Genomic DNA, 18,636 nt, shown 5'->3' with positions numbered 1-18,636 from the left:
CGGCCCCTGACGCGCCGCAGCCGGGGCGTCACACCGAGGCGCCGACCACCCGCAGCAGCTCCAGCCGCGAGGCGCACTCGCTGCCGGCCGGCGCGGTGTGCACCAGCAGCAGCTGGTCCTGCCCTCCCGCGGCCAGCACCTCGCACTCCAGCTCCAGCTCCCCCACCACCGGGTGCAGCACCCGTTTGCGGCCGCTGCGCCGCACCGCGACCTCGTGACGCTCCCAGTACGCGGTGAACTCCTCGCCGGTGGCGAGGAGTCGGGCCAGCAGTTCGGCCGCGCGCCGGTCCCCCGGGCGGGCCGCGTGCACCGCGCGCAGGGACGCCACATGGGCGCGGGCCAGCGCGTCGTGGTCCTCGGGCGGGAACAGGGCGCGGCTCGCCGGGTCGGTGAACCAGCGCAGCAGCAGGTTGCGCCGATCCGGCGCCGACGCGGCGAGGTCCCCGAACACGGCGGCGGCCATCGCGTTCTGCGCCAGCACGTCCCCGAGGTCGGAGACCACCTGGGCGGGCACATCGTGCAGCCGGTCCAGGACCAGCAGCAGCCCCGGGCGCACATGCGCCAGCACGTCGTGGCGGCGCGGCGGCTCGTGCCCGGCCAGGTGGAACAGGTGGTCGCGCTCGTCCTCGCTCAGCCGCAGCGCCCGGGCCAGCGCAGCCAGCAGCTGCGGTGAGGGCTGCGGCCCGCGCCGCTGCTCCAGGCGCGCGTAGTAGTCCACGGACAGCCCCGCCAGCTGCGCCACCTCCTCCCGGCGCAGCCCGGGGGTGCGGCGCCGGGCCCCGGGGGCGAGGGCGACGTCGGCGGGGGTCAGGCGGGCACGGGAGCGGCTGAGGAAGTCGGCGAGGGCGTCACGGTCGATCATGCGCCCCAGCATGGCGTGGCCGGGGCGGGCGGAGCCAGGGATCACGGGTCCCCGGTTGCGGGTTCTGGTCTAAGGTCGTGGCCCGTGTCCGAATCCTCGTCATACCTCGCCACCACCGCCGACGCCTACGACGCCATGGCCGTCCGCTACGCCGCACTCGTCAAGGACGGCCTGGCCGGCCAGTCGCCGCTGGACCGCTCCTTCGTCACCGCGTTCACCGACCTCGTCCGGGCCGCCGGCCCCGCCCCGGTGGCGGACCTCGGCTGCGGGCCCGGCTACCTGACCGCCGCGCTGCGGGAGTCGGGGCTGGACGCCTTCGGCGTCGACCTGTCGCCGGCGCTCGTCGGCATCGCCCGCGAGACGTACCCGCACCTGCGTTTCGAGGTCGGCTCGATGGGCGCGCTGGAGGCGGCCGACGGGGAGCTGGGCGGCGTGGTGTCCTGGTACTCCCTCATCCACACCCCACCGGATCAACTGCCCGCCTACCTCGCCGAGTTCCGCCGGGTGCTGGCGCCGGGCGGGCACGCGCTGCTGGGCTTCTTCGAGTCCGAGGGCGCCCCGGTCACGCCCTTCGACCACAAGGTGGCGACTGCCTACCGCTGGCCGATCGACGCCCTCGCCGAGCTCGCGGACGGGGCCGGCTTCGCCGAGGTCGGCCGGATGCTGCGCGAACCCGGGGAGGGCGAGCGCTTCCGGCGCGGGCACCTGCTGCTGCGCGCACGGTAGTCGGCTGCTGTCGGGGCCCGGCGGCCGGAAGGTGGGCGGGCCCCCTGTCCACAAGACCGGCCCCGGCTACCGTGGCACGCCGGCGAACCGAGGAGGAGCAGATGGCCGACTGGGACGGCGTGGCGGAGCGGGGCGTCTACCAGGGGGCCTACCAGGGCGAACGGGACCGACTGTCCGACGCCGCGCACCGGGGCGACTGGGCGGCGGTGCTGGCCGCCGTGTCGAAGTCCGCCGCACTGGTCAACGCCCGCCGCGTCGGCGGGCGCAGCGGTTGGGCGCCGCTGCACCAGGCGGCCTGGCACGACGCCCCGGCCGAGGTCGTCGAGCAGCTGCTGGCGGCCGGCGCCTGGCGCACCCTGCGCTCGGCGGACGGCGAACGCCCCGTCGACGTCGCCGCCCGGCTCGGCCGCGACGCCCTGCTGCCGCTGCTGGAACCGGTGCCCGTGCACCCGGTACCGGCAAAGGCGTTGCGGGCGATGGAGCACTTCTTGCACGCGCTGGTCCGGGTCCGCACCGAGCACTACGCCGTCAGGACGGCGCTGGTGCTCCCCCAGGCCTGCGTTCTGACCGAACTGCCCGACGCCGCCCTGTGGTTCGGCGTGCCGGGCATGTACGGCGGCTTCGGCATCCACCTGGAGGAGGCCGGGAGGGCGCCCCGTTTGAGGGTGACGAGTCACTGCCGGATGGTCGGCTACTCCGGCCGGACCCACCACATCACGCCGGACGGCTGCGTGCTGGTCGAGTCCGGCTGGTAGCCGGGGCCGGGGTCCGTCGTGTCGATCGCGCGAGCCGGACGAGGGGCGCGGCGGGGGTGAGGGGCGCCGTGTCCTGGGGCGGGCGCCGTGAGCGGTCGGCCGGGCCTGCGCGGCGGCCAGGACGCGGGCCGGCGGGCCGGTCGGCCGCGGGCCACCTGCCCGGCGCCGGAGCACTCGGGCCCGTCGGGAACGCTCGGCCGCTGAACCCGGCCATGGCGTGCCGCGACGGCGGCGAGCGCGATGCCCAACACCCCGGGCCGGTCACCGGCCCCCCGCCCCGCACCGGCGGCCACGGCCCCCTCGGCACTCGGGCGGCTGCGCTCGTCCATGCTCACTCCTGCCGGTAGCCGGGCCCACCAGTCTCCGACCGCACCGCGCCTACCGCGAGCAGCGTCACACCCAGGTACGTCGCGAACCACTGCCACGACCCGGACGCGAGCGCGGCCGCCGGCACGACGCTGTGGCTGCCGGTGTACGAGTTCGGGGCGGCGCTGCTGGCGGCGCTGGGCGCCTGGCTGGTGGGCCGGGCCGGCGCGGCGCGCGCGGCGGCGGCCGGGGAGCGGTGGCGGAGGGGCCGGTGACGGGGGCCGGTGGCCGCAACCAGGGATCGGCGATCCCTGGTTCGACGGGTCTCTGCCACCCCCGCCCCGGCGCGGGCAGGCTGGTGGACGTCGAAGAGGGCAACACCCACAAAGGAGACGGGAATCATGACGCGAATTCTTGTGACGGGCGCGACCGGTTCGGTGGGGCGGCGGCTGGTCCCGCGTCTGGTGCGGTGGGCCGGGGCCGGGGCCGAGGGCGGGTCGGTGCGGGTGCTGGTGCGCGACGAGGAGCGGGCGCGGGGCCTGGGTGAGGTGGAGACGGTGGTCGGGGACCTGTGTGAACAGGCGGACCGGGCACGGGCGTTGGACGGCGTCGAGGTGGTGCTCAACGTGGCGGCGGCGCTGCGCGGGGTGGCGGACGAGCAGGCCTGGGCGGTGAACCGGGACGCGGCGGTCGCTTTGGGTCGTGAGGCGGCGAAGGCCGGGGTGGCCAGGTTCGTGCACACCAGCACCAACCTGGTGTACGGGCGGGGCCTGGGCCGCCCGGCGGTGGAGCGGGACCGGCTCGCGCCGCACGAGGCGTGGGGCGTGTACGCGCAGTCCAAGGCGCGGGCCGAGGAGGGCCTGCGCGAGATCGGGGACGAACTGCCGCTGGTGGTCGTCCGGTTGGCGTTCGTGTACGGCGAGGGCGATCCGCATCTGGCGCAGTCGCTGCACTGGGCCGGGAACTGGCCCGCGCACCAGCGTCTGGCGGTGGTGCACCACGCGGACGTGGCGCAGGTGCTGTGGCGGGCGGTGGTGACCCCGGGCATCGAGGACCGCACGTACAACGTGTCGGACGACGCCCCGCTGACCGCGTGGGACCTGCACGAGCTCAACGGCCTGCGCCACCCGGGCGGTTCGGAGCAGGTGGAGTTCGACCCGTGGGAGGGCCAGGTGTCCACCGCGGCCGCGCGCCGGGACCTGGGCTGGCGCCCGCTGTACCCGTCGGCGTGGGCGGCGGCGCAGGCGGGCGCGCTGTAGGGCAGGCCCTTGGGTGCCCGGCCCCGCCGCCCGGGAGGACGACGGGGCCGGGCGGTGGGGCTCAGCCGAGCGAGGGCGCGGGTGTGTAGCCGGCCGGGCGGGTGGTGAAGGTGCCGCGGCCCTGGGTGCGTCCGCGCAGGCGGCCCGCGTAGCCGAACAGTTCGGCCAGCGGCACCAGCGCGCTGACCTGCGCCGCGCCGTCGCGGCCCAGGGCGGTGCCCTGGACCTGGCCGCGGCGGGCGGCCAGGTCGCCCAGCACGGCGCCGAGGGCGTCCTCGGGCACGGTGACGCTCACCTCGGCCAGCGGCTCCAGCAGCTGCAGCCGTGCCGAGCGCAGCGCCTCGCGCAGGCCCAGGCGGGCGGCGGTGCGGAAGGCGAGTTCCGAGGAGTCCTTCGGGTGGGTGATGCCGTCGGTGAGGGTGACCGCGACGCCGACCACCGGGTGGCCGCCCAGCGGTCCCTCGGCGAGCGCGTCGCGGCAGCCGGCCTCGACGGCCTGCGCGTACTCGCGCGGCACCCGCCCGCCGGTGACGGCGGAGGTGAACGCGAAGCCGTCGCCGGCGACTTGGACGTCGAGGACGATGTGGGCGAACTGGCCCGCGCCGCCGTCCTGTTTGGCGTGCCGGTACACGAAGCCGCTCACCCCCTCCACCAGGGCCTCGCGCAGCGCGACCTGGGGGCGGCCCACCACCGCCTCCACGCCGGCCTCGCGGCGCACCTTCTCCACCGCCACCTCCAGGTGCAGTTCCCCCAGCCCCGACAGGGTGCGCTGGCCGGTCTCCGGGTCGGTGGCCAGGCGCAGCGAGGGGTCCTCCTCGGCGAGGCGGGCGAGGGCGGCGGTGAGTTTGTCGGTGTCGGCGGCGCGGCGGGCCTCGACGGCGACGGTGACGACCGGTTCGGCGCTCATGGGTGCCTCCAGGAGGATGGGGTGGTCGGGGTCGCACAGGGTGGCGCCGACGCGGGCGCTCTTGGGGCCGATGACGGCGACGATGTCGCCGGCCAGGGCGTGGTCGGTCTCGGTGTGGCGGTCGGCCATCACGCGCAGGATGCGGGCGATGCGCTCGGTGCGGCCGGTGGCGGCGTCGAGCACGGTGTCGCCCTTGCGCAGGGTGCCGGCGTACAGGCGCAGGTAGGTGAGGCGGCCGGTGGGGGCCGCGGTCACCTTGAACGCCAGGGCGGTCAGGGGCTGTTGGGGGTCGGCGGCGCGCTGCCGCTGCTGCTCGCCGGCGGCCCGTGCGGGTGGGGCGTCGAGGGGGGAGGGCAGGTAGGCGACGGCGGCGTCCAGCAGTGGTTCGATGCCGCGGTTGCGGTAGGCGGAGCCGCACAGCACCACCACCGCCTCGCCGGTGCGGGTGAGGTGGCGCAGGGCGGCGGTGAGGGTGGTGGCGTCGAGGGCGCCGTGGGTGCAGAACTCCTCCAGGGCTTCGGGGTGCAGTTCGGCCACGGCCTCTTCCAGGGCGCGGCGGCGGGCGGTGGTTTCGGCGGTGAGGTGGTCGGGCACCGGGCCTTCGGTGAGGGTGCCGTCGCCGTCCCAGGTGAGGGCGCGCAGGTGCACGAGGTCGATGACGCCGGTGAAGGACTCCTCGGTGCCGAGGGGCAGTTGGACGGCGAGCGGGCGCGGGTGGAGGCGTTCGCGGATGGAGGTGAGCGCGGTGTCCAGGTCGGCTCCGGCGCGGTCGAGTTTGTTGACGAAGGCGATCCGGGGTACGCCGTGGCGTTCGGCCTGGCGCCACACCGATTCGCTCTGCGGCTCGACGCCGGCGACCGCGTCGAACACCGCGACGGCGCCGTCCAGGACGCGCAGCGAGCGTTCGACCTCGTCGGCGAAGTCGACGTGGCCGGGGGTGTCGATGAGGTTGATCCGGTGTCCGGCCCAGGCGCAGCTGACGGCGGCGGCGAAGATGGTGATGCCGCGGTCGCGTTCCTGGGGGTCGAAGTCGGTGACGGTGGTGCCGTTGTGGACTTCGCCGCGCTTGTGGGTGGTGCCGGTGAGGTAGAGGATCCGCTCGGTGACGGTGGTCTTGCCGGCGTCGACGTGGGCGAGGATGCCGAGGTTGCGGACGGCGGCGATGGCGGTGGTGGTGGTGCGGGTGGTGGTGTCGGTGCGCATGGCCCGGTTGCCTTTCGGGGGCGTCTTCTACGGGTGGGCGCGCGATTGACACAGTGCCGCCTGAGTTTCTGACGTCTCGTCGGATTGCTGGCGAGGAAGGGCCCGTACGGAGGGTGCGGACGGGTTCAGACGGTGGCGGCACTGTTCCGGTGCCGGCCGCGCAGCGGGCACCGGAAGGGCGGGGACACCAGGATCACCTCGTACCGCGACGCGGGAGAGGGGGCGGCGGCGCTGTGCTTCGGCATGGCCGCTGCCCCCTCTCTCGTCTGGTCTGTCGGCACGGTCGGCGTCCGCGCCTCGGGGCGCGGCCTCGTGGCGAGTGTAGGGAGGACGGGTCCGGCTCCGCGAAGGGTTTTACGGCGACGGCTTCTGCGGCGCCCGCAGGCGCGGCACCGGATCGGACCAGCCGTCGTCGTGCAGCCCGGTGTCGAGGGCGGCGCCGATGGCGCGTTCCTCGTAGCCGAAGTGGGATTCCATGATGGCGGCCAGTCCGTCGAGTTCGCGTCCGATCGCCTCCGGGTCGGTTCCGGGTGTCGCGGCGGCCTGTTCGGCGAGTTCGCGCACCCGGGCGAGGATGTGGGCGATGAAGCCGTGGTCCTCGACGAGTTTGGCCACGGTCGGTGCGAGGTCGGGCCGTTCGCGTACCAGGGCGGCGAACAGGCCGTCGTCCTCGCCCTGGTGGTGGTGGGTCATGGCGGTGCAGAAGGCCAGGCAGTGCGTGAGGAGGGTGTCGTCGGCGCGTGTGCGCCGGCCGAGTCCGGTGCGGACGTCGGTGAGGCGGCGGCGCAGTTCCCGGTGGGCTTGGGAGAGTTGGAGACTGAGGGCGGCGGTTCGGCCGCTGACGGGGGAGGCCACGGGTGGGCGGTCCCTTCGGTTGCGCACCTCCATGCCTGGCGCGGTCCGCCACCGGCACGCGATGCTGCCCGCCATCCGATCACGGCACCCTCCGGCGCGGCAATCCCGGCCGCCCGGCCGTGACGGGTTCGACGACGGGTTCTGGGGCCGGGCGCGGGTGTCGCGGGCGCCCGAGCAGGATCCCGGCCGCCACCAGCGCCAGCCCCGCCCCTTGGCGCACCCCGAAGGCGTCCCCGTCCAGCGCGGTGCCCAGCAGTACCCCGGCCAGCGGGTTGAGCAGTCCGAGCAGGCCGACGGTCGCGGCCGGCAGGTGGCGCAGTCCCGCGAACCAGCAGGCGAAGGCGAGGGCGGTGGCCACGAGGGTGACGTAGCCGAAGGCGAGCAGGGTGGCTCCGTCCAGCGGTGGCGGCGCTCCCTCGACGGCGGCGGCCAGCGGCAGGAGCATCAGGCCGCCGGCGGTCAGCTGCCAGGAGGTGGCGGCCAGCGGGTCGGCGCCCTCGCGCCAGCGGGCGGAGAGCACGTAGCCGACGGAGGAGACCAGCATCGCGCCCGCCGAGGCCGCCAGGCCCGTCCAGCTGACGGCGCCGAGGGGTCCGAGCAGGGTGAGTGCCACGCCCGCGAGGCCCGCCAGTGCCCCGGCCAGGTGGGCGCGGTGCGGGCGCTGCCCGGCGAGCACCCAGGCGGTGAGCAGCATGGCGAGCGGGGAGGCGGCCATGACGGTGGCGGCGGCGCTGGTGGGCAGGAGTTGGGAGGCGAGGTAGAGCAGGACGAAGAAGGCGGCGGTGTTGAGCAGTGCGAGCAGGGCGCTGCGCCGCCACCAGGGGCCGTGGGGGCGGCGGCGGGCGAGGGCGAGCAGCAGCAGGCCGGCGGGCAGGGCGCGCAGGGTGGCGCCCCACAGGGGGCGGTCGGCGGGCAGGTAGGCGTGGGTGACGTAGTAGTTGGCGCCCCAGGCGAGCGGGGCGAGGGCGGTCAGCAGCATCCACCGCACATTGGCTTCCATGGAAGGCAATATATCTTCCCAGGAAGCTACTGGGGTAGGATGGGCCCATGAAGCACCCCGAGGACGAGGACCGCGCCGACCACGTGGCGCTGATCCAGGCCGAGTGGCGGCGCGAGCGCCCCGACCTCGACGTCTCCCCGCAGGCCGTGATCGGACGCCTGCACCGCCTCGCCGCCCGCCTGACCGCCGAGCTCACCCTCGTCTACCAGCGCTACGGCCTGGGCGAGGGCGAGTTCGACGTGCTCGCCGCGCTGCGCCGCGCCGGCGCCCCCTACGAGCGCGCGCCCGGCGAACTCGCCGCCCACACCATGGTCACCACCGGCGCGATGACCAAACGGATCGACCGCCTGGAGCGCGCCGGACTGGTCACCCGCCGCACCGCCGAGGACGACCGGCGCGCCCGCGTGGTCGCCCTCACCGACGCGGGGCTGCGCCTGATCGACGAGGCGTTCACCGCCCACATGCGCAACGAGCACCGGCTCCTCGCCCACCTCGGCCCCGAGGAGGCCGCCGCCCTGCAGGCGCTGCTCACCGCCTGGCAGCGCCGTCTGGACGGCACCGGGCCCGAGCGCCCTGCCCTGTGACGCCCGGCGCCACCGCTGCGACCATCGGCCGGCGAAAGCCCGCGGACACGGCGACGGGGTGCAGTGGCACGACGTGGACAGCCGCTTGCGCGCGATCCTCGACTACCGGCGGCGGCGCAGCACAATATGACTCATGACCAGCAACCCGCCGCCGCTCGACCCCGACCACCTGGGCCAGCCCTCCCCGCTGCCGCCGGGCTGGGAGAACCCGCAGGTCAGGGCGGACCGGCGCCTGGTGGAGCTGCTGCAGGAGCTGCGGGTGCTGCAGACCGGCGTGCAGATCGTCTTCGCCTTCCTGCTCGGCGTCGCCTTCACCCCGCGCTTCGCCGAACTCAGCGACGCCCAGCAGGACATCTACATCGCCACCCTGCTGCTGACCGTGATCGCCGCCGCCGTCCTGGCCACCCCCGTCGCCCTGCACCGCGGCCTGTACCGCCACCCCGGCAAGGCCCGCATCGTCGACGTGTCCGCCCGCATCGCCCAGGCCGGCCTGCTGCTGCTGGCCACCGCCCTGACCGGGGCCGTGCTGCTGGTCCTGGACGTCGTCCTCGGCGCGCCGGTGGCCGTCGCGATCGCCTGCGTCATCGGGCTGGTCTTCGCCGCCCTGTGGTTCGTCCTGCCCTGGGCGGTGCGCCGCGCCACCCGCGACCGGCCCTGACACCCCGCCCCCCTTGCCGCCGCCCGCGAATCGTTGCGGGCGGCGGCGCGGGGACCGGGCCTTGGGCCGGCTGACAGGCGCCGGGGGGCCGGGCCGGGCAGGCGCGCACCCTGAACGCCTCCCCACCCCTGTGAGCCCAGCGACACCCCGAACCGTTTACCGTGCCCGTATGCACACCTGGGACGTTCTGCTCATCGGCGGCGCCTCCGGCCTCGGCAAGAGCCGCGCCGCCGCTCGCCTCGCCGCGCAACGCGGCGCGTTCACAGTCGAGTTCGACGACGTGGTCGCCGCACTGCAGGCCGCCACCACCGCCGAGACCCACCCCGGCCTGCACCACTTCCGCGCCCCGCAGGACGGACCGGGCGCCTCCCCAGGCGCGGACCAGGTGCTGGAGCTGCAGATCGCCACCGCCCACGCCCTGGACGACGCCCTGCTGGGCGTGGTGCGCAACCGCCTGACCGTGGACGTGCCGGCCGTCGTCGAGGGCGACTACCTCACACCGGCCGCCGCCACCCGCTGCGCCGCCGAGGCCGATCGACAGGGACGGCGGGTGCGGGCGGTCTTCCTGCACGAGGCCGACCCCGAGCGGATCAGCGCCAACTACGCCCACCGCGAGCCCGACCGTGGCCCCCAGAGCGAGCGCGCCGCGGTCAGCGCCCACTACTCCACCTGGCTCGCCGGCCAGGCCCGCGCCCACGGCCTGCCGGTGGTCGACTGCCGCCCGTACGGCACGCTGGCCGAGCGGATGGCGACCGCCCTGGGGTGAGCGACCGCCCGCCGCCAGGAGCACTCGGGCGCCGTCAGCAGCCCGCCGGGGCGGCCTCGATCAGGCCGGGGCACGCCGTTCGGCCCCGGCGGTCGTCCGGCCCCGGCGATCGTCCGGCCCCGGCGGTCGTCCGGCCCGGACGGGACAACGAGCCGCCGCCCCCGGAGGTGTCGCCCACTGCGTCAACTACCGGGTTCACCGGGCGAGTTGCCTGTATCGGTGAACGCCCCGTCGGCGAGGACCGGGACCAGCTCGCTCGCGTCCAGCTCGACGGCGACCGCCACGTCCTCGCCGAAGCCGCCCTCGGCCAGCTCCCGCCCCGAGACGCTCTCCCCCACCGCCAGTGCCACGTCCGCGCACGAGGCGTGCGCCGCGGCCGCCATCGCCGCCTCCGGGGACAGCGGCCCGCACCCCCGCTCCCGCAGGGCCGCGATCACCGCGCCCGCGCCGAGCAGGTCCTCCAGCGCCGGCCGCAGGGAGCCGTCCGGCCAGCGCTCCCCCGCCGCGACCACGCCCACCGGCCGCTCCCGCGTCCCGTAGCCGCGCGCGGCCAGCCACCTCCCCACCGCGCCGCCGTTGCGCAGGCAGCCCGCCACCACCTGGGCCCCGGCCCCGTGCGCAGCCGCCGCGATCGCCGACCCGTTGGGCGAGGGCAGCACCAAGCACGGCGTGAACGGCGAACGGCGCAGCGCCGCCGGGGAGAGCGACCAGGGCGCCTGGTCACTCACGGCCCGCCGCCCGACGGCGAGTTGGGCGTGATGGCTCTGGGCGAAGGCCTCGGCGCTCTCGTCGCGCCAGGCGCAGGGGAAGACCCGCGCCCCGGTCTCGACCGCGACCGAGACGGAGGTGGTGAGGGACAGGACGTCGACGACCACCAGGGCGGCGGCCCGGGGGGGGCGAGGTGGCGGGCGCCGGCCGGTCCCCATTCGAAGCGCACGCCGTGTCCCGCCTGGACGAAGTAGTCGCGCATGGCCGAGGATCCTGCCACGGCGGCGGTACCGTCGCGGCAACTCGGAGGAGGACGGGAGGCGTGCGGTGCTGGTCGTGGTGAGCGGTGGGCCCGGCAGCGGGAAGACGACGCTGGCGCACGCGCTGGCCGCAGCCGTCGGCTGCCCGGCGGTGTGCCGGGACGAGCTGAAGGAGGGCCTGGTGCACGCGTCCGCGGGCGTGGGAGTCCCGGTTCGCGGGGCCGACGAGGCGGTGCGGGCCGTCTTCTTCGAGGTGCTGGGGGTGCTGGTGCGCGCCGGGGTGAGCGTGGTCGCGGAGGCCGCGTTCCAGGACCGCATCTGGCGCCCCGGTCTGGAGCCGCTGGCCGCGCACACGCAGCTGCGGGTGGTGCACTGCCGGGTCGAGGCGGCGCTGGCCCGGCGGCGGATCGCCGGGCGCCTGGCCGCGGGCGGGCACCGCGCCGCGCACGCCGACCGGGAGCTGCTCGCGGCCCCGCCGGGGGCGGGCAACCTGCTGGACGACTTCACGCCGCTGTCCCTGCCGGGCGTGCCGCGTCTGTGCGTGGACACCACGCGCGGGTACGACCCGCCGCTGGCGGACGTCGTCGCCTTCACCCGGCACTGACGGCGCCGACGGGGCCGACGGGGCCGCCGGGGCCGGGCCCGGCGGCCGGTCAGGCGAGTTTGGACCAGGCCTGGTCGGTGAGTTCGGCCGCCTTGTCGACGTGGTGCTGGAGGGTCTGCTCGGCGCCGTTGAAACGCAGCCGTACCGTCAGGTGCCCCGCGGTGCGTTCGCACAGCTGGACGTTGGTCTTCTCCGGGGTGACGTCCTGGCCGGCCGGGATCGGCTGGTAGGAGACCAGGCAGGAGACCTGGCCGACGGTGACGACCTCGGTGTTCGGCTTGGCCTGCCCGAGCGGGGCCGGGTCCACGTACGGGGTGTACGGCTTGGGGCTGGCGGCGCGCACGGCCTCCAGGACGAGGAAGTCGCGCATCCCGTCGTCGGCGTACTCGCGCACCACCGCGGTGGCCCCGCCGTACGCCTGGGACAGGGTGCGGGTGCCGCCGGCCTCGTCGGCGGCGGCGTTCTTGGCCAGGGCCTTGTCCGGGCCGGCGGTGAGCGGGGTGAAGCCGCCGGGCAGGCTGTCGGGGGCGTGCAGGTCCTCGCTCAGGCCGCCGAAGGCCGCGGCCGAGGTGGCGGGCCCGGCGTCGTCGCCGCCGCTGCCGGTGAGCAGCAGCGGTACGCCGGCGATCAGCAGTCCGGCCACCAGTCCGGCGGCCGCGGCCAGTGCCCTGCTGCGGGGTGCGGTGTCGGTCATGGTCGGTTCTCCCCTGTGCATCGGTCAATGGCGTGCCCGTGTCGGGGACGCCTGGGTGGCGGCGGGCGGTTCGTCAGGTGCCGCTGTCCTGCCGGCGGTGGTCGTAGTCGGCGCGGGCGGCGAGGACGTGGGGCATGTGGGTCTCGGCCCAGGTCTTGATGGAGCGCACGAGGGGCAGCAGGTCGTGCCCGAGCGGGGTGAGGGCGTAGTCGACGCGGGCGGGGACGGTGGCGGTGACGGTGCGCTGCAGCAGGCCGTCGCGTTCCAGGGCGCGCAGGGTCTGGGTGAGCATCTTCTCGCTGACGCCGGCCAGGCGCCGGCGCAGGTCGCTGTAGCGCTGGGGCCCGTCGGCGAGGGCGTTGACGGTCAGGCTGACCCACTTGTCGCCGATACGGTCGAGGAGTTGGCGGGCCGGGCACTGGGCGAGGTAGGCGTCGTAGTGGGCCCGTGCGGCGGCGCGGCGCTGGGCGGCGGTCGTGGTGGGCAACTGGCGTTCCTCCCCTGGGGGTCGGTTACGCACCTTGGGGTGCGTTCTTCCCGGTGGGGAGTAACTCTCCCTAGGTTGGGCGGTGTTGTCGAGTCCTTGAAGGGGTGTGGGCGGTATGCGTGCGGTGGTGGTGCGGGCGTTCGGCGGGCCCGGGGCTCTGGAGGTGGCCGAGGTGGCGCTGCCCGGGGTGGGTGCGGGTCAGGTGCGGGTGCGGGTGGCGGCGGCGGGGGTGAACCCGGTGGACGCCCTGACCCGGGCCGGGGTGCTGGCGCAGGCGGGGCTGATGGCGGCGCGGGAGGTGACGGGCATCGGCTGGGACGTGGCCGGGGTGGTGGACGGCGTCGGGGACAAGGTGACGGGTTTCGAGCCGGGGCAGCGGGTGGTGGGGCTGCGCGACCGCCTGGACGTGGACCTGGGCGCCTACGCGCAGTTCGCGGTGCTGGACGCGGGCGCGCTGGCCCCGGCTCCGACCGGGGTGGACTTCGCGCAGGCGGCGACGCTGCCGCTGAACGGCCTGACCGCCTGGCAGGCGCTCGACCTGCTGGACCTGCCGGCGGGTGCGAGCGTACTGGTGACCGGCGCGGCGGGGGCGGTGGGCGGCTTCGCGGTCGAGCTGGCGGCGCTGCGCGGCCTGCGGGTGGTGGCCGTGGCGGGGGCCGGGGACGAGGCGCTGGTGCGCTCGCTGGGCGCCGAGTGGTTCGTGCCGCGCACGGCGCCCGATCTGGCGGCCGCCGTACGGGAGTTGGTGCCGGGCGGGGTGGACGGCGCACTCGACCCGGCACTGCTGGGGGTCACGGCGCTGGGGGCGGTGCGCGGGCGGGGCGTGTTCGTGGCGGTGGCGGGCGGCAGCGAGCCGGTGGGGCTGCGCGGGATCCGGGTGGCGAACGTGTGGGTGAGCGCGGACGGCGCCGCGCTGGCCAGGCTGTCGGCGCTGGCCGAGGAGGGACGCCTGACCCTGCGCCTGGCCGGCACCCTGCCGCTGGAGCGCGCCCGGGAGGCGCATGAGCGCCTGGCCGAGGGCGGGCTTCGGGGGCGGCTGGTGCTGGTGCCCTGAGCGGGTCCCCTCAGGCGGTGCGGCGGCCGTGGACGAGGACGGGCAGCGCGTTCTCGGCCGACGCCTCGGTGACGCGGGCGGGTTGGCACGCGGCGTCGCGGTCAGGGGCCAGGCCGAGGTGCCGACCCTCGACGTGCCGACCGTGGCCACGCCCGGCCGGTCGCCCTTTACCGGCCCGACCCCCGCCTGCCGCGAGCTGCCCGGGGCGACCGGTACGCCGCAGTAGGACGTCGGATCCGTCGACTTCCCACTCCCAAGGGTTGCGCAGCCTGCCCGTAGCGACGGGCAGGCTGCGCACACACATCGGATCAGGAAGTCGAGCCGGCCGGTGTCCCGCTCGCGCGGCTCAGGCCGCCAGGGCCTTCGCGAGGCCGTCCAGGGAGTGCAGGACGCGGATGCCCTCGGCGACCGGGGCACCGGAGGCGGTGCGGTCGAGCCAGACGGCGGTCAGGCCGGCGTGGTGGGCGCCTTCGGCGTCGAGGGCGTAGTTGTCGCCGACGTAGGCGACCTCGTCAGGGGCCAGGCCCAGGGCGGCGCAGCCGGCGTGGAAGATGCCGGGGGCGGGTTTGGGCTCGCCGTACTGGTCGGAGCAGACGAGGACGTCGGCGACGTGGTCGAGCAGGCCGATGGCGTGGAGTTTGCGGCGCTGGTGGTCGGCGTCGGAGTTGGAGACGATGCCGAGCCGGTAGTGGGGGGCGAGTTCGGCGAGTGCGGGGGCGGCGTCGGGGAAGGCGGCCCAGGCGGCGTCGCGGTGGGCGGCGTAGCCGGCGAACCAGGCGGCGGCCTGGTCGTCGGTGAGGTGTTCGGCGCCGGCCTGGCCGAGGCCGGCGAGGAAGTGGCGGGTGCGTTCGTACTGCTGGCCGCGGAAGGTGATCTCGCGGGCGAGGAAGCGGGCGTACTGGGTTTCCATGACGGTGCGCCACTGCTTGAGCGCGGCCTGCGGGGAAGGGAAGCGTGCGAGCAGGTCCGTCTCGCGCAGGTGGGCGAGGATGCCGGCCTCCTCGGAGCCGGAGTAGTCGAACAAGGTGTCGTCGACGTCGAAGAGCACGCCCCTGATCGGCATGAACCGTCCTTTCCGTTTCGATCCGTTCCGGCAGATCCCTGTGCGGCGCGGCCCGCGGCCCGCGGCGCGCGGCCTCAGGCCGGGATGGCGGCGGCTTGCAGCAGGGCGTCGAGCAGGCCCGGGAAGCGGGCGTCGAGGTCGGTGCGGCGCAGGCTGACGAAGCGGTTGCGGCCGGCGACGCGGGTGGCGGTGACGCCGGCTTCGCGCAGGACGCGCATGTGGTGGGAGACGGTCGACTTGTGGAGGTGGTCCAGGCCCAGGTCGCGGGGGGCGCAGGAGTGTTCGGCGCCGTCGGCGTAGCTGAGCAGCAGGCGCATGCGGACGGGGTCCCCGAGGGCGTGCAGGAGCGTGACGAGGTCGATGTCGGCGGTGGCGGGCTGGGGAAGCCGTTCGTCGTCGGTCATGGGCGGGGCTCCGGTCCTCGGGTCCCGGCGGGGCGGGACGGCGGGCGACAGCGGGAATGGTTTGACAATCATCCACCAATCCCCGATTGTTTGGCGAGCGTCAAACTGTTCCATGTTCGTCCAACAATAGCCTCGGGGGGCTTCCCGTGCCCGTACGCCTGCTCCTGCTCGCCCTCGGCACCTTCGCCATGGGCACCGACTCGATGGTCGTGGCCGGCATCCTCGGCCCCATCTCCACCGACCTGGGGGTGCCGGTGGGCGCCGCCGGCCAGCTGGTCACCGTCTTCGCGCTCGGCTACGCGCTGCTGGCCCCGCCACTGGCCGCCGCCACCGCCCGCTGGCCGCGCCGGCGCCTGCTGCTGAGCGCGCTCGCGCTCTTCAGCGCCGCCAACGCGCTCAGCGCCCTCGCCCCCACCTACGGGCTGCTGCTGGCCACCCGGGTCCTCGCCGCCGCAGGCGCCGCCCTCTACACGCCGACCGCCAACGCGGTGGCCACCACCCTGGTCACCCCCGAGCGGCGCGGCCGGGCGCTGGCCACCGTCCTCGGCGGCATGACGGTGGCCACCGCGCTCGGCGTGCCGCTGGGCACCTGGATCGGGCGCGCCGACTGGCGGCTGACGATGTGGCTGGTCACCGCGCTCGGCCTGGCGGCGCTGGCCGGACTCGCCGTACTGCTGCGCGACCTGCCCGCCCCCACCGCAGCCCCCACCCTGGCCGCCCGCCTCGCCCCGCTCGGCCGGCGCCGGGTGCTCGGCGCCGCCGCCACCACCCTCGCCTTCTTCCTCGCCTTCCAGAGCGTCTACATCTACCTGGCCACCGCCGTCTCGGGCGCCACCGGCGGGAACACCAACCGGCTCGGCCTGATCCTGCTCACCACCGGCGTGATGTCGGTGGCCGGCAGCTGGCTGGGCGGACGCCTGGTCGACCGCGCCGGGGTGCGCCGGGTCCTGCTGGCCGGCTCCGCCCTCGCCGCCGGCGCCTTCGCCGCGCTGCCGTGGCTGGGGCGCAGCATGCCGGGCTCGCTGGCGTACGCGGTGGTGGTGCCGCTGGCGGGGTGGGCGGTGTCGGTGGCGCTGCCGCACCGGCTGGCGTCGATCGACCCGGCCAACGCGCCGGTGCTGATCTCGTTGAACAGCAGCGCGCTGTACCTGGGGACGGCGGCGGGGGGCGTGGCGGGGTCGGCGGCGATCGCGGTGCTGGGAGGGCGGTGGTTCCCGCTGGCGGCGGCGGTGCTGGCGCTGGTGGCGTGCGCGATCGCGGCGGCCACCACGCGCGACCAGCGCGGCACGGCCCCGGCGGCGGGGGCGACGGCGGCAGCGGCGGGGGCCGGGGCGGGGGCGGCCGAGGCGGTGCGGGCCTGACAGGCCGTACGGGGCCGGTGTCCCGCGCCGTACGGGGCCGGTGTCCCGCGCCGCACGGGGCCGGTGTCCCGGTCCCGTACGGCTTTGCGTCCGTGCCGGCCGCGCCGGCCGTGTCAGGCGCCCAGGACCTCGCCCACCAGGGCCCGGGCCTCCTCCTGCACCCGCGCCAGGTGCTCGTCCCCCAGGAACGACTCGGCGTAGATCTTGTACACGTCCTCGGTGCCCGAGGGCCGGGCGGCGAACCAGGCGTTGTCGGTGCACACCTTGAGGCCGCCGATCGCCGCCCCGTTGCCGGGCGCGTTCGACAGCACAGCGGTGATCTTCTCCCCCGCGAGCTCCCCGGCCGTGACCTGCTCGGGCGCCAGCCGGGCCAGGCGGGCCTTCTGCTCGCGGTCGGCGCCGGCGTCCACCCGGGCGTAGGCGGGCTCGCCGTGGCGGGCGGTCAGCTCGCGGTAGCGGGCACTGGGGGTGCTGCCGGTGACGGCGGTGATCTCGGAGGCGAGCAGGGCCAGCAGGATGCCGTCCTTGTCGGTGGTCCACACCCCGCCGTCGCGGCGCAGGAAGGAGGCGCCGGCGCTCTCCTCGCCACCGAAGGCGATCGAGCCCTCCAGCAGGCCGTCGACGAACCACTTGAAGCCGACCGGGACCTCCAGCAGCCGGCGGCCCAGGTCGGCGGCGACACGGTCCAGCATCGAGGAGGAGACCAGCGTCTTGCCCACCGCCGCGTCGGCGGGCCAGTCGCCGCGGTGGCGGTAGAGGTAGTCGACGGCCACCGCCAGGTAGTGGTTGGGGTTCATCAGCGCGCCGTCGGGAGTGACGATGCCGTGCCGGTCGGCGTCCGCGTCGTTGCCGGTGGCGATCTGGTACTCCTCCCGGCGACCGATCAGGGAGGCCATCGCGGACGGCGAGGAGCAGTCCATACGGATCTTGCCGTCCCAGTCCAGCGTCATGAACCGCCAGGTCGGGTCGGTGACCGGATTGACCACCGTCAGGTCCAGGCGGTGCGACTCGGCGATACGCGCCCAGTAGGCCACCGACGCCCCGCCGAGCGGGTCCGCACCGATACGAAGCCCCGCCGCCCGCACCGCGTCCAAATCCAGCGCCGAGGGCAGGTCCTCGACGTAGGCGCCCAGGTAGTCGTAGCGGCCGGTGGTGGCCGCGGCCAGGGCCCGCGCGTAGGGGACCTTCCTCACCCCGCGCAGACCCTCACGGATCAGCTCGTTGGCGCGGTCCTGGATCCAGCCGGTCGCCTCGGACCCGGCAGGGCCCCCACTGGGCGGGTTGTACTTGAAACCGCCGTCACGCGGCGGGTTGTGCGAGGGCGTCACCACGATGCCGTCCGCCAGCGCCCTGGGGCTGCGCCGGTTGTGGGCCAGGATCGCGTGCGAGACCGCCGGAGTGGGGGTGTAGCCGTCGGCGGAGTCGATCAGCACCTGCACACCGTTGGCCGCCAGCACCTCCAGCGCCGTCACCCTCGCCGGCTCGGACAGCGCATGGGTGTCCGCACCCAGGAACAACGGCCCGCCCACCCCCCGCTGCGCCCGGTACTCACAGATCGCCTGAGTCGTCGCGGCGATGTGGTCCTCGTTGAACGCCGCGTCCAGCGAGGAGCCCCGGTGCCCCGAGGTCCCGAACGCCACCCGCTGCGCCACCTCCTGCGGATCCGGCCGCAGCGCGTAGTACGCCGTCACCAGCCGCGCCACGTCCACCAGGTCACCAGGCTGCGCCGGCTGCCCGGCCCGTGCGTGTGCCATCCGTCTTCTCCCGCCGAAAAATCCGAAACTCGCGATCCGTCCACTGCCCCCGCGCTCACCGATCGTAGCCAGAACGCGACCGCGCCCCGAACCACACGGCGACTCCCGGAGCCCGCGGAGCCGATTCGGCCCGACCCCGCCAGCAACCGCGGGGCCCGCAGGGCCGCCCCGGCCCAGGCAGACGGCCCAGTCCAGGCAGGCGACCGGGTCCAGGCAGGCGACCGGGTCCAGGCAGGCGGATTCAGGCAGGCGGCCCGGTCCAGGCGGGCGGGTCCAGGCGGGCGGGTCCAGGCGGGCGGGTCCAGGCGGGCGGGTCCAGGCGGGCGGGTCCAGGCGGGCGGGTCCAGGCGGGCGGGTCCAGGCGGG

Annotated in this window: 20 protein-coding genes; 10 read left to right on the top strand and 10 right to left on the bottom strand. The window is 75.8% G+C overall.

Going from position 1 to position 18,636, the window contains the following annotated elements; translation table 11 throughout:
• Positions 1–28: 28 nt before the first annotated feature.
• Positions 29–859: a helix-turn-helix transcriptional regulator gene (locus ACIRYZ_RS39850; RefSeq protein WP_402953568.1), complete on the bottom strand. Its 831-nt coding sequence runs from the start codon at positions 857–859 to the stop codon at positions 29–31.
• Between the two features lie 87 nt (positions 860–946).
• Between ACIRYZ_RS39850 and ACIRYZ_RS39845 the strand changes: the two genes are divergently transcribed.
• The 3 genes from ACIRYZ_RS39845 to ACIRYZ_RS39835 all read left to right on the top strand — a co-directional run bounded on the left by ACIRYZ_RS39845 (position 947) and on the right by ACIRYZ_RS39835 (position 3,908).
• Positions 947–1,588 carry a methyltransferase domain-containing protein gene (locus ACIRYZ_RS39845; RefSeq protein WP_402953541.1) on the top strand — a complete coding sequence of 214 codons (642 nt, stop codon included), beginning with the start codon at positions 947–949 and terminating at the stop codon, positions 1,586–1,588.
• A 101-nt stretch (positions 1,589–1,689) separates the two neighbouring features.
• Positions 1,690–2,343: an ankyrin repeat domain-containing protein gene (locus tag ACIRYZ_RS39840; RefSeq protein ID WP_402953540.1), complete on the top strand. Its 654-nt coding sequence runs from the start codon at positions 1,690–1,692 to the stop codon at positions 2,341–2,343.
• Positions 2,344–3,050: 707 nt separating this feature from the next.
• Positions 3,051–3,908, top strand: a complete 858-nt coding sequence (locus tag ACIRYZ_RS39835; RefSeq protein ID WP_402953539.1) for an NAD-dependent epimerase/dehydratase family protein — start codon at positions 3,051–3,053, stop codon at positions 3,906–3,908.
• A gap of 61 nt (positions 3,909–3,969) precedes the next feature.
• On the opposite strand, the gene fusA is transcribed toward ACIRYZ_RS39835, so the two are convergent.
• The 3 genes from fusA to ACIRYZ_RS39820 form a co-directional block, all read right to left on the bottom strand.
• The gene (fusA, locus tag ACIRYZ_RS39830) at positions 3,970–6,018 is read right to left on the bottom strand and encodes an elongation factor G (RefSeq protein WP_402953538.1); all 2,049 of its coding nucleotides are present in this window, start codon (positions 6,016–6,018) and stop codon (positions 3,970–3,972) included.
• A 354-nt stretch (positions 6,019–6,372) separates the two neighbouring features.
• The gene (locus ACIRYZ_RS39825) at positions 6,373–6,873 is read right to left on the bottom strand and encodes a hemerythrin domain-containing protein (protein ID WP_402953537.1); all 501 of its coding nucleotides are present in this window, start codon (positions 6,871–6,873) and stop codon (positions 6,373–6,375) included.
• Positions 6,874–6,952: 79 nt separating this feature from the next.
• Complete coding sequence (locus ACIRYZ_RS39820) at positions 6,953–7,873, bottom strand: DMT family transporter (protein ID WP_402953536.1); 921 nt, start codon at positions 7,871–7,873, stop codon at positions 6,953–6,955.
• Positions 7,874–7,920: 47 nt separating this feature from the next.
• Between ACIRYZ_RS39820 and ACIRYZ_RS39815 the strand changes: the two genes are divergently transcribed.
• The 3 genes from ACIRYZ_RS39815 (at position 7,921) to ACIRYZ_RS39805 (ending at position 9,881) form a co-directional block, all read left to right on the top strand.
• Positions 7,921–8,457 carry a MarR family winged helix-turn-helix transcriptional regulator gene (locus tag ACIRYZ_RS39815; RefSeq protein ID WP_402953535.1) on the top strand — a complete coding sequence of 179 codons (537 nt, stop codon included), beginning with the start codon at positions 7,921–7,923 and terminating at the stop codon, positions 8,455–8,457.
• Positions 8,458–8,590: 133 nt separating this feature from the next.
• Positions 8,591–9,115: a DUF6328 family protein gene (locus tag ACIRYZ_RS39810; protein WP_402953534.1), complete on the top strand. Its 525-nt coding sequence runs from the start codon at positions 8,591–8,593 to the stop codon at positions 9,113–9,115.
• Between the two features lie 169 nt (positions 9,116–9,284).
• Positions 9,285–9,881, top strand: a complete 597-nt coding sequence (locus tag ACIRYZ_RS39805) for an AAA family ATPase (RefSeq protein ID WP_402953533.1) — start codon at positions 9,285–9,287, stop codon at positions 9,879–9,881.
• Between the two features lie 182 nt (positions 9,882–10,063).
• On the opposite strand, the gene ACIRYZ_RS39800 is transcribed toward ACIRYZ_RS39805, so the two are convergent.
• On the bottom strand, positions 10,064–10,756 hold the full coding sequence (locus tag ACIRYZ_RS39800; protein WP_402953532.1) for a 2-phosphosulfolactate phosphatase: 693 nt from the start codon (positions 10,754–10,756) through the stop codon (positions 10,064–10,066).
• Here ACIRYZ_RS39800 and ACIRYZ_RS39795 point away from each other — a divergent pair.
• A complete protein-coding gene (locus ACIRYZ_RS39795; RefSeq protein ID WP_402953531.1) occupies positions 10,728–11,453 on the top strand; it encodes an AAA family ATPase in 726 nt (241 codons plus the stop codon). The genes ACIRYZ_RS39800 and ACIRYZ_RS39795 overlap by 29 nt on opposite strands.
• Before the next feature lie 49 nt (positions 11,454–11,502).
• Here ACIRYZ_RS39795 and ACIRYZ_RS39790 read toward each other — a convergent pair whose 3' ends face one another.
• Both ACIRYZ_RS39790 and ACIRYZ_RS39785 read right to left on the bottom strand, forming a co-directional pair.
• Positions 11,503–12,147 (bottom strand): hypothetical protein, encoded by a 645-nt coding sequence (locus tag ACIRYZ_RS39790; protein ID WP_402953530.1) that lies wholly within the window; start codon positions 12,145–12,147, stop codon positions 11,503–11,505.
• Positions 12,148–12,220: 73 nt separating this feature from the next.
• A complete protein-coding gene (locus ACIRYZ_RS39785; protein WP_402953529.1) occupies positions 12,221–12,634 on the bottom strand; it encodes a winged helix-turn-helix transcriptional regulator in 414 nt (137 codons plus the stop codon).
• Between the two features lie 115 nt (positions 12,635–12,749).
• Between ACIRYZ_RS39785 and ACIRYZ_RS39780 the strand changes: the two genes are divergently transcribed.
• Both ACIRYZ_RS39780 and ACIRYZ_RS39775 read left to right on the top strand, forming a co-directional pair.
• Entirely contained in the window at positions 12,750–13,688 is a 939-nt protein-coding gene (locus ACIRYZ_RS39780) for an NADP-dependent oxidoreductase (RefSeq protein ID WP_402953528.1), read from the top strand.
• Between the two features lie 28 nt (positions 13,689–13,716).
• Positions 13,717–13,914, top strand: a complete 198-nt coding sequence (locus ACIRYZ_RS39775; RefSeq protein WP_402953527.1) for a hypothetical protein — start codon at positions 13,717–13,719, stop codon at positions 13,912–13,914.
• A 120-nt stretch (positions 13,915–14,034) separates the two neighbouring features.
• On the opposite strand, the gene ACIRYZ_RS39770 is transcribed toward ACIRYZ_RS39775, so the two are convergent.
• The gene (locus ACIRYZ_RS39770) at positions 14,035–14,751 is read right to left on the bottom strand and encodes an HAD family hydrolase (protein ID WP_402953526.1); all 717 of its coding nucleotides are present in this window, start codon (positions 14,749–14,751) and stop codon (positions 14,035–14,037) included.
• Between the two features lie 74 nt (positions 14,752–14,825).
• The gene (locus tag ACIRYZ_RS39765) at positions 14,826–15,155 is read right to left on the bottom strand and encodes an ArsR/SmtB family transcription factor (protein ID WP_402953525.1); all 330 of its coding nucleotides are present in this window, start codon (positions 15,153–15,155) and stop codon (positions 14,826–14,828) included.
• A gap of 146 nt (positions 15,156–15,301) precedes the next feature.
• Between ACIRYZ_RS39765 and ACIRYZ_RS39760 the strand changes: the two genes are divergently transcribed.
• On the top strand, positions 15,302–16,516 hold the full coding sequence (locus ACIRYZ_RS39760; RefSeq protein ID WP_402953524.1) for an MFS transporter: 1,215 nt from the start codon (positions 15,302–15,304) through the stop codon (positions 16,514–16,516).
• Between the two features lie 113 nt (positions 16,517–16,629).
• Here ACIRYZ_RS39760 and pgm read toward each other — a convergent pair whose 3' ends face one another.
• On the bottom strand, positions 16,630–18,270 hold the full coding sequence (gene pgm / locus ACIRYZ_RS39755; RefSeq protein WP_402953523.1) for a phosphoglucomutase (alpha-D-glucose-1,6-bisphosphate-dependent): 1,641 nt from the start codon (positions 18,268–18,270) through the stop codon (positions 16,630–16,632).
• Between the last annotated feature and the right edge of the window lie 366 nt (positions 18,271–18,636).

Source organism: Kitasatospora sp. NPDC101155 (assembly GCF_044768305.1).
GTDB lineage: Bacteria > Actinomycetota > Actinomycetes > Streptomycetales > Streptomycetaceae > Kitasatospora.
This window is presented reverse-complemented; position numbering and strand designations above follow the sequence as displayed.

Coding starts and splice junctions, on each gene's coding strand:
- ACIRYZ_RS39815 (WP_402953535.1), top strand. CDS start 7,921: ATGAAGCACCCCGAGGACGAGGACCGCGCCGACCACGTGGCGCTGATC.
- ACIRYZ_RS39820 (WP_402953536.1), bottom strand. CDS start 7,873: ATGGAAGCCAATGTGCGGTGGATGCTGCTGACCGCCCTCGCCCCGCTC.
- fusA (WP_402953538.1), bottom strand. CDS start 6,018: ATGCGCACCGACACCACCACCCGCACCACCACCACCGCCATCGCCGCC.
- ACIRYZ_RS39765 (WP_402953525.1), bottom strand. CDS start 15,155: ATGACCGACGACGAACGGCTTCCCCAGCCCGCCACCGCCGACATCGAC.
- ACIRYZ_RS39770 (WP_402953526.1), bottom strand. CDS start 14,751: ATGCCGATCAGGGGCGTGCTCTTCGACGTCGACGACACCTTGTTCGAC.
- ACIRYZ_RS39835 (WP_402953539.1), top strand. CDS start 3,051: ATGACGCGAATTCTTGTGACGGGCGCGACCGGTTCGGTGGGGCGGCGG.
- ACIRYZ_RS39780 (WP_402953528.1), top strand. CDS start 12,750: ATGCGTGCGGTGGTGGTGCGGGCGTTCGGCGGGCCCGGGGCTCTGGAG.
- ACIRYZ_RS39840 (WP_402953540.1), top strand. CDS start 1,690: ATGGCCGACTGGGACGGCGTGGCGGAGCGGGGCGTCTACCAGGGGGCC.
- pgm (WP_402953523.1), bottom strand. CDS start 18,270: ATGGCACACGCACGGGCCGGGCAGCCGGCGCAGCCTGGTGACCTGGTG.
- ACIRYZ_RS39790 (WP_402953530.1), bottom strand. CDS start 12,147: ATGACCGACACCGCACCCCGCAGCAGGGCACTGGCCGCGGCCGCCGGA.
- ACIRYZ_RS39810 (WP_402953534.1), top strand. CDS start 8,591: ATGACCAGCAACCCGCCGCCGCTCGACCCCGACCACCTGGGCCAGCCC.
- ACIRYZ_RS39805 (WP_402953533.1), top strand. CDS start 9,285: ATGCACACCTGGGACGTTCTGCTCATCGGCGGCGCCTCCGGCCTCGGC.